Source organism: Acidobacteriota bacterium (assembly GCA_026393755.1).
Classification (GTDB): domain Bacteria; phylum Acidobacteriota; class Vicinamibacteria; order Vicinamibacterales; family JAKQTR01; genus JBAXOX01.
In genome coordinates, this window is the sequence record JAPKZO010000040.1 from 51618 (window position 1) to 64848 (window position 13231).

14 protein-coding genes and 1 tRNA gene are annotated in these 13231 nt (G+C 64.5%); 3 read left to right on the forward strand and 12 right to left on the reverse strand.

Translation table 11 applies throughout. From position 1 onward, the window contains the following. From NTV05_17395 to NTV05_17405, 3 genes are read right to left on the reverse strand one after another with little or no spacing between them, the layout of a single operon-like run. A complete protein-coding gene (locus tag NTV05_17395) occupies positions 1–1134 on the reverse strand; it encodes an alanine--glyoxylate aminotransferase family protein (protein MCX6546171.1) in 1134 nt (377 codons plus the stop codon). Further along, entirely contained in the window at positions 1131–2627 is a 1497-nt protein-coding gene (locus NTV05_17400; protein MCX6546172.1) for a disulfide bond formation protein B, read from the reverse strand. The genes NTV05_17395 and NTV05_17400 overlap by 4 nt, the downstream gene beginning before the upstream one ends. An 18-nt stretch (positions 2628–2645) precedes the next feature. Further along, a complete protein-coding gene (locus NTV05_17405; GenBank protein MCX6546173.1) occupies positions 2646–2813 on the reverse strand; it encodes a hypothetical protein in 168 nt (55 codons plus the stop codon). 347 nt (positions 2814–3160) lie between these two features. Between NTV05_17405 and NTV05_17410 the strand changes: the two genes are divergently transcribed. Next, positions 3161–4921 carry a M20/M25/M40 family metallo-hydrolase gene (locus NTV05_17410; protein ID MCX6546174.1) on the forward strand — a complete coding sequence of 587 codons (1761 nt, stop codon included), beginning with the start codon at positions 3161–3163 and terminating at the stop codon, positions 4919–4921. Between the two features lie 50 nt (positions 4922–4971). Here the strand turns inward: NTV05_17410 and NTV05_17415 are convergent, their stop codons facing one another. Next, positions 4972–5280, reverse strand: a complete 309-nt coding sequence (locus tag NTV05_17415; protein MCX6546175.1) for a hypothetical protein — start codon at positions 5278–5280, stop codon at positions 4972–4974. Between the two features lie 336 nt (positions 5281–5616). Here NTV05_17415 and NTV05_17420 point away from each other — a divergent pair, with 336 nt between their 5' ends. Beyond that, positions 5617–7185: an ATP-binding protein gene (locus NTV05_17420; GenBank protein ID MCX6546176.1), complete on the forward strand. Its 1569-nt coding sequence runs from the start codon at positions 5617–5619 to the stop codon at positions 7183–7185. Positions 7186–7519: 334 nt separating this feature from the next. Here the strand turns inward: NTV05_17420 and NTV05_17425 are convergent, their stop codons facing one another. After that, positions 7520–7933 carry a hypothetical protein gene (locus NTV05_17425; protein ID MCX6546177.1) on the reverse strand — a complete coding sequence of 138 codons (414 nt, stop codon included), beginning with the start codon at positions 7931–7933 and terminating at the stop codon, positions 7520–7522. Positions 7934–8165: 232 nt separating this feature from the next. Here NTV05_17425 and NTV05_17430 point away from each other — a divergent pair. Continuing rightward, positions 8166–8241, forward strand: a tRNA-Lys gene (locus tag NTV05_17430). A 186-nt stretch (positions 8242–8427) separates the two neighbouring features. Here NTV05_17430 and NTV05_17435 read toward each other — a convergent pair. The 7 genes from NTV05_17435 to NTV05_17465 all read right to left on the reverse strand — a co-directional run bounded on the left by NTV05_17435 (position 8428) and on the right by NTV05_17465 (position 13228). Continuing rightward, positions 8428–8685 (reverse strand): DUF2442 domain-containing protein, encoded by a 258-nt coding sequence (locus tag NTV05_17435; protein MCX6546178.1) that lies wholly within the window; start codon positions 8683–8685, stop codon positions 8428–8430. Further along, on the reverse strand, positions 8682–8954 hold the full coding sequence (locus NTV05_17440) for a DUF4160 domain-containing protein (GenBank protein ID MCX6546179.1): 273 nt from the start codon (positions 8952–8954) through the stop codon (positions 8682–8684). Before NTV05_17440 ends, NTV05_17435 begins: the two co-directional genes overlap by 4 nt. Positions 8955–9210: 256 nt before the next feature. Continuing rightward, a complete protein-coding gene (locus NTV05_17445; GenBank protein ID MCX6546180.1) occupies positions 9211–9624 on the reverse strand; it encodes a HEPN domain-containing protein in 414 nt (137 codons plus the stop codon). After that, complete coding sequence (locus NTV05_17450; protein ID MCX6546181.1) at positions 9614–10174, reverse strand: type II toxin-antitoxin system prevent-host-death family antitoxin; 561 nt, start codon at positions 10172–10174, stop codon at positions 9614–9616. Before NTV05_17450 ends, NTV05_17445 begins: the two co-directional genes overlap by 11 nt. A 173-nt stretch (positions 10175–10347) precedes the next feature. Continuing rightward, entirely contained in the window at positions 10348–11325 is a 978-nt protein-coding gene (locus NTV05_17455; protein MCX6546182.1) for a hypothetical protein, read from the reverse strand. Continuing rightward, positions 11322–11537: a hypothetical protein gene (locus NTV05_17460; GenBank protein ID MCX6546183.1), complete on the reverse strand. Its 216-nt coding sequence runs from the start codon at positions 11535–11537 to the stop codon at positions 11322–11324. The genes NTV05_17455 and NTV05_17460 overlap by 4 nt, the downstream gene beginning before the upstream one ends. Before the next feature lie 8 nt (positions 11538–11545). Beyond that, the gene (locus NTV05_17465; GenBank protein MCX6546184.1) at positions 11546–13228 is read right to left on the reverse strand and encodes a glycosyltransferase family 39 protein; all 1683 of its coding nucleotides are present in this window, start codon (positions 13226–13228) and stop codon (positions 11546–11548) included. Positions 13229–13231: the final 3 nt, after the last annotated feature.

Here is a 13231-nt window from a genome sequence, read left to right on the forward strand (position 1 = left end):
CTACAAACCCCTCTGCTGCGGGAACAGTCCCCTGTGCCACAGGAACGCCTCGACGGCGGCCAGGAATTCCGTCAGGTACTCCTCGCTGGTGGCTCTGCCGAGATGCCCCACGCGGAAGATCTTGCCAGCCAGGTCTCCAAGCCCCCCCGAGATCGCGATGTGCCGCTCATCGAGCAGCCACCCACTGAATTCCGACACCGTGAACTCGGGCCGCGCGTGAAACGCCGTGACCATCGGCGCAGAGCACGACTCGGCCACGTACGGCACAAACCCCATCCTGATCATGCCTTCGCGGACGCGGCGTCCGGCGCGGGCGTACTTCGCGAGGTGCGCCGGCATCCCGACGCGGGCAATCGCCCGCAGGCTGGTGAGGACGGCGAGCAGCGTATTCGACGACACGGTGACCGGCGTCGGGTGCCACGCGCCCCACTCCTTCGCGTACTGGCGCCATGTCCTGAGGTTCAGGTACCACCCATGGCCGGCGCCAGGGTGGTCGTCGACCATCTCCCACGCCCGCGGGCTGACACTGATGAAACCGAGGCCGGCCGGCCCTTCGAGGCACTTGTTCGACGCCGTCACGCACACATCAATGCCCCACGCATCGACCGGAAGCTCCACGCCGCCGAGCGACGAGACCGCATCGACGACCACAACGCGTCCGGCCGCGCGTGCCGCCGCCGCCAGTTCGCGGATCGGGTTCAAGACGGTCGTGGAGGTCTCGTGATGCGTGATGGCCACGACTCTGGCGTCCGGGTGCGCGTCGCACACCAGGCGCAACGCAGCAGGATCGAGCGGCTGGCCAATCGGCGCCTTCAGCGGCACGACATTCAGCGCATGCGCTTCGGCGATATCGGTCAGCCGGTCGCCAAAGAACCCGTTCTGGCCGACGATGATCGACTGGCCGATGGGGAGGAGGCTGCCGATCGCCATGTCGAGCGCGGCCGAGCCTGGCCCCGGCACGATGAACAGATCGGCGCCGGTCCCGAAGATCTGCTTCAGCAGCGTCTGGGCTTCGCCATACGTTGCCTTCCACACGGGGCCGTAGTGACGCTGGACCGGCTGCCCCATCGCGGCGAGCACCTCGTCGTCCACATCGCCCGGCCCCGGAATAAAGAGCTTTACGTGATCCGTCATTGGAGTATCCCGGGGGCCATTTCAGCGGGTCTTGCCACAACGGCGAGGGCGCCGCCCTCGCCAACGATGTAGAACTCGTCGGCCTTGATTGCCAGGCCCACCGGGCGATCGAGGCCGGGGATCGCATGCGCCGCCACCACGGCGTGCGTGGCGAGGTCGATCGTCAGCAGTGTGCTGTATGCCGCACTGATCGCGTACAGGCGGCCGCCATCGACAGTGGCCCCCGTCACGTAGTACTCGTCGAGCGAACGCTTGTCGCCGCTCAACCGCAATCCGGCCTCCCCGGCCAGCGCCGGCATGAACTCCTCCGACAGGGTCAGATCGCGCCGGTCGAAGCGGGAGATCACCAGGCGCTTGACCTTCGCATTTGGCACCGTCACAGTGTAAATCGACCTGGTCGCCGGATCGAAGGCGAGCGACATCGTGTACATCATCCGCGCGCGCACCGTCCCCAGACGGGACCGCGACACCTCGTCGAACCGGTCGAATGATTCCAGGAAGAACCGGAAGTTCTTGTCCGCGTCCGCCTGGTCGTTCTCGCGCAGCACCACGTAGCTCTTGTTCTCGCCGACCGCCATTACGATCTTGCGCTCGAGGAACGCGGCTCCTGCGAATCGACCCAGGTCGATAGAGAACCCCGGGTCGACCACTGTGTACCGCGCGATCCGTCCGAGCGAGCCATCAGTAATGTAGACCCCTGATTGCGTGGTCACGAGGAATCGATTGGTGGCCTGCTCGTACGCCAGATCAGTGACCGAGCCCCGCAGGGGCAGGGCCAGCGTGCGCTGCTCGCGAATCGGCAGCACAGGGAGGCTGGCAAGCGGACCGGCTGCCGGATCGGCCGGCAGGCCCGCCACGCCCGGCTTCTCAATTGCCCATCGACCGCGCAGCGACGCGGGTGCGGGCGACCACTCCTCGAGCGACCACACCCAGTGCCTCGGGGCGAAGGAGAAGCGGATCGGATCGCTCTGGCCCATGTACGGCGGCGGCCCGGTGCTGGCGAACGCCTGAACGATGTTGCCTGCCACGACCACGAGAAAGACGCTGAAGGCGAGCGATTCGAGTGGGCGCAGCGTGCGCGGTTCGGCTGGCGTCTCCCCTTCTCTCAGCAGCATCAGCAGCAGGCCCATGGTGACCGTGCAGACCCAGAAGATAAAGAGCGCCCAGGTGTAGGTGTGGGCGCCGAGGATTTCCAGGCTGAAGCCCTGTCCCACGTCGCGCGCCGCGTGCATCCCCGTGTGCCGCAGCCCCATGAAGATGCCCCACGCGCCGAGCAGCACCGACAGTCCGAGGTACTTCGGCCGCGGTCCGTAGCGGAGTACGAACAGCCCCGTCAGCGCGACCAGCACCATGCCCGTGCGCTGTTCCCAGCACATCACGCACGGCGAGTCGCCGTACACGAACCCGAACAGGAAGACCGCCGCGCCGATCGGGATGAGCGACAGCACGAGGACGGCCAGCGCCAGCATCGAGTAGATCGCGTTGCGTCTCACGCCGGATCCTCCCGCGTTCTAATAATTCACACCGGGCAGCATCCCGGTCCGGGTGGCCATCGAAAAGAGTCCCACCATCAGCAGCACGCTCAACACGAGGAGCCGGAAGGCGAGGCGCTCCTTCTCGGGCTTCCGGAAAATCAGGCGGGCCGTGATGAAGATGAGGACGAAATTCAGAAATTCCACGCGATCCTCCTGTGGCCTGGCGTCCCGGGGGGCTCGGGGCTCGCGTCTGGCGGGACGGCCGAGTCTATCAGCGGACGGCCCCGATCGGCAACGCGACGCGCTTGCCACCCCGCCGGGCGCGTGATACAAACGGCCCCTAATCACTCCCGGAGTGATTACAGGCGGGCTAATTACTCCCGGAGTGATTACGGTTTTGTAATTACTCCCGGAGTGATTGCAGGCGGGCTAATTACTCCGGGAGTGATTATTCGGCCGACTCGCGTTGGGCGGGGACGCGGAGGAACCGTCGTCCGGCGGCCCGGAGCGTCTGCAGAAAGCAACAGCGAGGGATTCAGGAGAGAACAGACATGACACTGAAGAGGAAGTTGCTCGTTGTCGGGATGACACTGGCAATGGCCGGCATGGCCGTCGCAGCCGCCGTCTCGGTTCGCGCCGCCGGAGAGTCCATCAACTACGGCGATCTCGCCAAGATCAAGGCCGAGGGCCTCCAGCGATCGCAGGTGATGGAGCTCTGCAGCTGGCTGTCGGATGTCTACGCGCCGCGCCTGACCGGTTCGCCGATGGCGCAGAAGGGCGCCGACTGGACCGTCGCGAAGATGAAGGAGTTCGGCCTCACCAACGTGAAGATCGAGCCGTGGGTCAACCGGAACGGGTTTGAACGGGGATGGACCAACGACAAGTTCTACCTGGCATTCTCCTCGGCCGACGGGAAGTTCCCCATTCCCGGAACGCCAACCGCCTGGACGCCGGGCACCAAAGGACTGGTGACAGGCGGTGTCGTACTGGTCAGCGCCCCGAGGGAAGAGGAGTGGCTGGCATTCAAGGGCAAACTGCGTGGCAAGTGGATCCTGACCCAGGATGTGCCGGACGTCGCCGCCTACTGGGATCCGATTGCGAAGCGGTATACGACCGAACAATTGCAGACCATGGAATTGCAGGCGGCGCCGGGGCCGGAGTTCGGCGTGACGCCTCCGGGCGGGGGCCGGGGAGGCCAGGTTGGCGCACCGGCGGCGGCGCAGCGCGGTGCGGCAGCCGCTCCCGCAGGCGCGCCAGCTAATGCCGCGCAGCCGGGGCCGATGCCTCGCAGCGGTCAGGCTGCAGCCGCAGCCCGCAACGCATTCTTCTTTGCCGAAGGTGCCCTCGGCACGATCTCGACGGCACCGCGCGGCCACGGCATCTACACGATCGGCGGCAACCGCGCGGCCGATCCCGCGACCACGCTGCCGGCAATCGCGATCGATGCTGAGCACTACAACCGCATCGCCCGCATGCTGGCCAAGAATGTTGCGGTGACCATTGAGGCCGACATCACAAACACCTTCTATCCCAATCCGGCGGTCTTCAACATCGTCGGCGAGCTTCCGGGCACTGACAAGGCCGACGAAATCGTGATGCTCGGGGGCCACTTCGACACGTGGCATGCGGCCACCGGCGCCACCGACGACAACGTGGGCGTGGCTGCGATGATGGAAGCGATGCGCATCCTGAAGGCCACCGGCGTCAAGCTGCGCCGCACGGTCCGCATCGGACTGTGGGAAGGCGAAGAGCAGGGCTTGCTCGGGTCGCGCGAGTACGTGTCGGCGCACTTCGCGAGCCGCGGAGCCGCACCGGCGGTCGCGGGCGCTCCTGCGGCCGGCGCCGCGCCAGCCGGCGGCGGGCGGGGCGGCCCGCTGGGCCCGCTCGAGTTCAAACCCGAGTACGACAAGTTCTCCGTCTACTTCAACATCGACAACGGCACCGGCGCCTTGCGCGGCGTGTATCTGCAGGGCAACGACGCGGTGGCGCCCATTTTCCGCGAGTGGATGGAGCCGTTCCGCGGGCTCGGCATGACGACGATCACGATTCGGAACACCGGCGGCACCGATCATCAGTCGTTTGATGGCGTAGGGCTGCCAGGGTTCCAGTTCATCCAGGACGAGATCGAGTACAGCGCGATGACGCATCACACCAACCTGGATACGTACGAGCGGCTGCAGCCGAACGATGTGACGAGGATGGCGACCATCGCCGCGGGCTTCGCGTATCTGGCAGCGAATCGCGACGAGAAGCTCCCGCGCAAGCCGATGCCGGCTCCGGGCCAGGGCGGCCGAGGACGGGGAGGACTGTAGGGGCGGCCCCTTGTGGCCGCTCGCTCTCGGGTAACCACGGGGGGTTGCCCCTACGGCACCGACTCGACCGGCGCCGTTGTGCCAGGCGCGGACGTGGTGGCAAGGAACAACGGTTCGACCGAACGCAATTCGCTTCTCGTGATGTGGGCGTCGTCATCCCACAACGCCCCGCCGCGCCACGCCGGCTGGTAGGCCGCCAGCGTCGCGATGAGCAGCACCGCCAGGAGCAGCCATGCGCGCCAGCGGCGCGTCTTACGCTCGCCGGTCGCGCGATGCGGTGTCGCGCGATCCTGTGTGTCGCGCCGAACGCGCGTGTTCGCCGTGCGGTTGAGAGGTGCCGAGCGTCTGCGGGCAACCATGAGGCGCGAGTCTACCTGTTCTCGGTGGCCGAGTCGACGGCCGCGGAACACATCAAGGGCCGACTCTCCAATATTTCGTGCCGGGTTTTCTGACGCTCTCCAGAACTTGGTGTGACACCGTTGGCCGCTGGCACAGCCGCGAACACTCGCGGGGTCGGCTGCGCACACAAACGGCGTCGGGACACTGGACGGGCCATCATCGTAACCATCATGTTATCAGTTGGTTAGCCGAACGTGGCCCAAGCGATCTGCTATGGCCTCTCACTTGCAATCAGACTGTGAGTAGCGTCGGGATCCATCAACGTGATCTCAGTACCATCCGGAGTCCAGATTCTCATGCCCCTTCCAGATGTGCGCCGCCAGTCCCCGCCCGATGACACCGATCGGGACGAGGCCACGCGAGCATTGCGCGATTCAGTTGAGCAATTCAAGTCGCTGGTCCAGCATGCGGCGTTCGGAATCTTCCGCACGACCCAGGACGGACGCATCCTCGACGCCAATCCGGCCCTGGTCCGCATGCTCGGGTACGAGTCAGTCGACGAGGTGATTCGGCTGAACATCGCGACCGATGTGTGGATGGATCCGCCGGAGCGCGCCGGGTTGCTCCCGGATACGTCCGGCGGGATCAGAGAAGTCGAAGTGCAGTGGAAGCGGAAGGATGGCTCGCCGATTACCGTCCGGCTGCGCGGCCGCGCCGTCGGCGGCGATCCGATGGTGTACGAGGCGTTTGCAGAGGACGTGACGCAGCATCGGCTTCTCGAAGAGCAGTTTCGGCAGATGCAGAAGATGGAAGCGCTCGGCCGGCTGGCGGGCGGCATTGCGCACGACTTCAACAACCTGCTCAGCTCGATCCTTGGCTATGCCGAGTTGCTGAGCGAGCAGATTGCGGCTGGCGACCCGCGGCTCGATGATGTGAAGGAAATCCGGAAGGCGGGAGAGCGGGCCGCGGCGTTGACGCGCCAGTTGCTGGCCTGCAGCCGCAGGCAGGTGCTGCGTTCTCGCCAGATCGACCTGAATCACGTGTTGGCCGGCCTCGACGGCCTGTTGCGCAGCGCCGTCGGACGCGACATCGACGTGCAGTTTCACCTGGCGAACGGGCTTCCGGACATCACCGCCGATCCATCCCAGATCGAACAGATGGTGACCAACCTGGTCGTCAACGCCCGCGACGCGATGCCGAACGGCGGGAAGCTCGTCATCGAAACGGCAACGGGCACGCTGGACGCCTCGTGGGCCAGCCATGGGGACACGGTCGTACCCGGACAGTACGTGATGCTGGTGGTCAGCGATACGGGCAGAGGGATGGATGCCGACACCAAAACCAAACTGTTCGAGCCGTTCTTCACGACCAAGGATCGGGGACAAGGCGCGGGGCTTGGGCTCGCGACGGTCTACGGCATCGTGAGGCAGAGCGGTGGACATATCTGGGTCTATACCCAGCAAGGCGTGGGCACGACGTTCAAGATCTTCCTGCCGACGGCCGCGTCGCCCGAACTTCCCGCGCCCCCGGCTCCGGTGGCTGGGGCTCAGGACGGGAGTGAGACCGTGCTGCTGGTAGACGACGACGAACCCGTGCGCGAGTTGGCTGGCCGGGTGCTCCGCCGGTATGGTTACCAGGTGCTCACAGCCGGAAACGCCGCGGAAGCTGAGAAGGTATTCGATCGGCACGCGAATCAGATTCAACTGCTTCTGACCGACATCATCATGCCGCGGACGAGCGGGCTCGAGCTGGCGAGTCGTCTCAAGGCGATCAAGCCCGGTCTGCAAGTGGTGTACATGTCGGGCTTCACCGAGGACGCGTTTGCGAATCGGGATCCGTTCGATCCCAAGGTGACGCTCATCAACAAGCCGTTCACACCGGACCTGCTGGCGACCCGGGTGCGTCAGGCGCTTGATCGGGTGTGACGTCTCGCGCGACGTTCTGTCATTTCTCTGATCTGCTGCTCGCGGGTAGTGGCCCAGTTTGTACTCGGTAGAATTGACCTGAATCAGGTTGGGCGTATACTTGCACCAGACCCCTGATGGTTCCTGGGGGTAGAAATGCCAGATGTGGATAAGGAATTAGCCGCCTACTCCAGGCTACAGCCCGGCCTCGAGGCCGATCACATGGGTAAGTGGGTACTGATTCATGACGAGACGCTGATCGGCTTATTCGATTCGTTCGAGGCGGCGGCTGATGACGGGGTCGGACGCTTTGGGCGAGGCCCGTACTTGATCCGCCAGGTAGGGGCGCCGCCGATTACGCTTCCGGCGTCCGTTGTATTCTTTCCTCTCGTGCATGCCTGACGTTCAATGCGGTTTCCCAGACGTTGAGGGCGGCGCTTCCGGTACAGACCTGCTTGTCGCCTACGGACCCACCATAGCGGTTGATATTGGGTTTGATTCGAACTATCGACCGCAGCAAGGCGGAGTGCCAGTTGCCGGAATCAGCGGGATTCTGGCACTTGTGGACACCGGGGCCACCGAGAGTTGTATCGACAGTCTCTTGGCGGCGCAGCTGAACCTGCCGATCGTCGATAGGCGAGTCACGTCTGGCGCGCACGGCAGCCGCGAGGTCAATGTTCACCTTGCGCAAATCCACGTTCCAGCGATCCCGTTCACGATCTGGGGCCAATTCGCCGCCGTCGATTTGGCGGCTGGTGGCCAACCGCACAAGACGCTTCTCGGGCGGACATTCCTCCGATCGTTCGTGATGCTCTACGTTGGTACCAGTGGAACCGTGACCATCCGTCGCCCCTAGTCGACGGGGCTGTTTTTCAAACTGACCCACTATCTGCTCGCGGATGTTCTTGTCGACGGGCGCGTGCGTTCGGTATAATGAAGAATCCCGGTGGTCGAGACGGGGCCGCCGACACGACCTGCAGTCGGCGAGTGCGCATCAGAGTGGGCCGCTAGCTCAATTGGTAGAGCAGCAGACTCTTAATCTGCGGGTTCACGGTTCGATTCCGTGGCGGCTCACCAGCCTTCGCTCTCCCTCCATCACACGGTCGAGCTTCGGCTGGCTACGCCAGCGGTGACACGCGAAGGCTGCGCGCCGAAGCAGCGGGAGGAGAGGTTCGGACCGCACCGTTGCGAAGGCGGGCCGCTTGCTCTCCCTCCATCACACGGTCGAGCTTCGGCTGGCTACGCCAGCGGTGGGGCGCTCGGTCAGGCGGCCGACTCTGGCACACCTTCCTCAACAACCTGCCATCGTGCTTCAATCGTGTCGGCCGACAGATCGGGACCACAATCCCATTCAACGAAGTACCCGCCGTTGAAAACCTTGACGAATTCGCCAGGGTCACGAAGGCCTTCGAATGCCTCATCTCCCAGATAGGGACGCACATCAAAGATGCCCACGCGACCGTCGTCCGCAATGACGGACAACGTCCAACCAGACTGTGGACGAAGTTCTTTGATTCTCATTGATCGAGCCCCTTGATTGGAAATGGTGTCTTGCCGTTCGCCGCCAAGTTCCAGTCGGCCAGCAGATCCTCTCGGTGAATCTCAATCCAAGCGACAATCAACTTGTGCTTGTGGGGTGGCAGTTCGCCGGCCAGAGTCGTTCCATCGAGAATCGAGTACACCGCGATGTCGCCTTGGTAATCAGCGTGTATATGGGGCACGTGATGTTTCTCACTGTCGCGAAAGAACATTCGAATGAGAATCCCGTAGAACATGGAAATCGTCGGCATGTCTCGCCTCTTACGCCATCGGCCGAGTGCGAACTCGATTCTACGTCACCCAACGACGTGCACCAAGGGGATGGGCTTGGTCCGCCTTGGACGACATCTGACGAAAGCCGGATAGGCATTCACATGGACTCGAGTGATGAGCCCAGGTCGCGGTTGCGCCCGGGTTGCGTCGCCCTGCGTCGCGTTGCCGCATTCTGCAAACCGCGGGCGCGGAATCCTTAGAAACTGGCGCTATTTCGATCCTCTGGAGCGGCTTTTAATCGTCGAACAACTCCGGCCGCGCGGACCGCAGGGCTGCCCGGACGGAACGGCCCGCAGTCACCGCTGCCCGGCACTCGTCCTCGAGGTACGAGGGGCCCCCGGGATACCGCGCGATCGTGCCGCCATCGGTCAGTTGCTGACGAAGGCGTGGCGTCAGGATATTCGCCAGGGCCTCGCGGATGTCGCTCTCCTGGGTCTCCAGGAGACGATCGAAGTTGTGCGTGTACACGAACGCCTGGTTCGCCGACGTCAAGACCGCTTTCAGAAGGCGCTCGGTCGCACCAGCGGACAACGCGACGGCCTCGTTCCACATCCGGCGCTCGAACGCCGTCTCCGCCAGCTCCAGCTGCCGGTCGGCAGCTGCCACCCACTCCCTCGCGAGCGTGCGAGCGCGATCGTCAGGCGGCATACAACTCGATGCCTTCGCGGCTGGCGGGATGCTCGATCGCCCCCACGCAGTCGCGGCGCCACTCGTACTCGGAGTGCGTCGTGATCAGAAGGTCGTAGTCGATCGGCACCGATCCGATCGCGACACGCATGTCAATGACCGCGGCTCGGGTGGCGGGTTGCCCGTCGGGCAGCACGACGAGGATGTCGAGGTCACTGTCCGGACCAGCATCGCCGCGCGCATGTGACCCGAAGAGGACAATCCGTTCCGGATCCCACCGGCGCAGTTCCGTCACGATACGCTTCAGCGTGGCCGCATCAGCACCGGCCAAGCCCGCCTTGCGCCGGACCTCCTCGTAGGGCACGCGGCCGCGGTCGCGGCGCCCCTTCCGGGCAGCCTGCGCGTCATCCTGATCTTCGAGGGCTTCCAGACGAGCGAGGTCGGCAACCGAGACGAGCGCCGCGACGGCCTTGCCGTGGCGTTCGAGCACGATCCGCTCGCCGCCATAGGCAACGCGGTTGAGGGTGTCACCGAACGTGTCGCGCACGGCCGTGGCAGCCAATCTAGCCATAGGTGTATATTACACGTTTCGTACGTTTTGGGCAATTATGTCGCTGGGCTGAGACGAACAGTTCCGATCGGCCGGATAATGGCGAGACCCGGCGTGACCATCACGGTCACGAAACCGTCGCCACGATCCCCGAAACTGCGTCAAAACGGGCCGCGAGTGGGGTATTGGCTCTCCTACCGGCCGGCCGACCATCCGACGAACGCGCCGGCGTCAAACCAGTCGCGCGTGAACCGGTTGTTTGAGCCGTACGGCCACGTGTGCACGTAGTTGGCCGCGACACCCATCGCCACGGCTCCGCGCGTGACGGTGAGTCGCAGTGAGGGCACAACGCTCAGGCCCTTTGCGATGAATACGATGTCCTGGCCCGGGTACTTGTCCGGCAGGCTCGTGGTCAGGCGAGCGAGCGTGAGGGGCGAGACGTCGATACCAGCAGCCAGGCGCCAACGGCTGGCACCGGCCAAGGTCCGCGCGAGGCCGAACTGCGCCTCCTGGACAGCCGAGATTGTAATTTCCCGATCTGTGTTGAAGAACCGGCTCTCGGACGGAGGTGTTGAGTGGCGCGTGATGGAATCGCTCGGCCTGAACGCTGACCGGTCCCGCCGGTACACATATCCGACCCGGCCGGTGAAACCGTGAATCGCCCCCAGGTCCATGTGCTGACCGACGCGAAATCCGCTCACGGAGGTGACGGCGGTCGTGCCATACACGACGGTGTCGCCATCGGGCTGAAAGAACGTGTCGTAGTCGTCGCCGACGCCGGTGCCCCGGGGCGCGAATCCCGCGTCAGTTTCCAGCCATCGGCCGAACACATAGTAGCGTGCCCGCGCGACGATCCAGTGATTACCGGCGTCATACTTCTGCTCGAAGAAGTGCGGCACCAGAGCGGGTGTACTAAAGCTCGAGGGGTGTTCGAAGCGGTACCGATGCGTGTCGTCGCGAAACTCCCATCCGAACGTCACGGTCGCGATGTCGGGCGCCACCGACGACGGCGCCGGGGTGGCGGAACTGGCCGGCTGGGCAGCCGGACGCTGCCCGGCGACGGGCGTGGCGCCGATGGCCATCAACACGGCGCACAAGACAAATAACCGAATGCCGATTGGTTCCCGATTCCAGTCGCATCGCGTCCGTCGCTCATCAAACGACGGTTTCACCACCCGCCTCCCGGAAACGGACAGGCGGCCATCAACAGCGCGGCCGCTGCAACACCCACGATCACGAGCACCAGGCCGGCCTTCTCTCGGTAGGGGTCAAACGGAGGTTCCCCCCATTCCGATCCCCAGCGGCTTCGTAGCTTGGAACCGATCCGGCGTTCAAATTCGCGACCGACGAAGAACACGACGACTGCCAGAATGACGTATCGCATCTCTCGGCTCACGCGCTCTTCCTTCTGAGCACCCACACGGAATTCGGACCAGGGGCTCGGCGCCTCGCCTCGGCGTCCCAGAAATACTCGGACGGCACCCCGGCAGAGCCGATCTCGATGATGCCAACGATGTCGTAGTGTGCCGGGGCATAGCGATTGAACCACTCCCGGATGTCGGTCGGCGACTGGGGTGTGGCCAGCCACGACATCGAGACGTTGCAATACAACAGGTACTTGGGCCGTGCCGCCTCAATCTCGCTCATCATCTCGCGCTGCATCCGCACGTTGTCGGCCTGGGGTTCAACGAGCGGATAGACGTAGAGGTATCCTGTCGCCGATTGCCTTCCTGCGTACACGAGAATCTCCGGCTCCGACCCGAGAATGGCGATGGTGTCTGCCGCCGTGGTGTCGCTGGCGATACGCGCCCCAATCGCTTTCGCCTCGACAAACGGGTTGCCCGCATAGATCTTCCTGCTCACCTCGTCTGGCGGGTCATCAACGTAATAGGCGCGGTCGTTGGCCATCGCGAAGATGCCCATCGCCGCAACCGCAACAAACGGCAGCGCCCGGACGACCGAACCGCCACGAACCGACGGAACGAGCCGCGTGAAGAAGTCGAGCGCGATCGCGGCCAGAACGCCGACCGCAGGCAGCAGCAGAACGAAGTAGTGCTCCCTGAAGTTGAGGCCCGGCAGCACGGCGGCAACCGAGAAGACGGCGAGCGAGGTCACGAGGATCTTCTGGTGCAGCTCGTACCTGGCCACCCACACGGCGGCGAGACCCGCCAGCGCCAGCAGCCACACGACCGGGTACTCCCTGAAGATCGGACCGAACGACAGGCGGAACAGCGCTGCCCCCACGTCCCACGGGGTTTCGGCCGATGCGTAGCTGGTGGCATAGGTGACGGTCCAGAACCAGAACCTGCCGAACGCGCCGTTGGCGGCCATCACGAGGACAACGATGCCGTACGGAATCGCCGCGGCGACGACGTACGCCATCACGGCCATGAACATCTTCTTCCAGAGCCACGGGCGGACGGATGCGACGCGCACGAGCACCATCAAGCCGCCGAACGCCACGAGGAACACCGCATGCTGCTTCATCAGGAACGCCAGACCGAACATCAACCCGGTAAGCGCGCCTTGCAGCCACGGCCTGCGCTCATTCCACCGCGAGTAGAACAGCAATCCAAGCAGCGCAAAGAAGTTGACGAAATGGGTCGCGTGGGCCGCGAAACCCAGCAGCGGGCTGCTCACCGACAGCAGACCGTACACCGTGGCGGCCACCAGCGCGACCATCGGCGAGAACAGGCGCTTGAAGACGACGAACATCAGCGCGATCGTCGCCAGCGACAGCAGCATGAAACCCGCATGGACGCCCGCAGGCGAACTGCCAAAGACGGCCATGATCGCGGAGTACATCCCGTAGGTGCCGGGCAGCTTCATGTTGTACGCGTCGCGGTAGGGCAATCCGCCGTGCAGAATCAGGTTGCCCATGTACGCGTACTCGCCTTCGTCGCGCTCGAACGGCACCGCCAGGAGGCGCAGCCGAATCACCGCGATGAGCACCAGCACGGCGGCGAGCGCCACGGTGTGGTAGTCGAATCGCGGAGTCGGGGCTGGCGTCGTGCCCTCGGCGGAAGGACGCGTGCCGTGTTTGCGATGGTGCGGCTTATGAATCGAGTTGGTCATCTG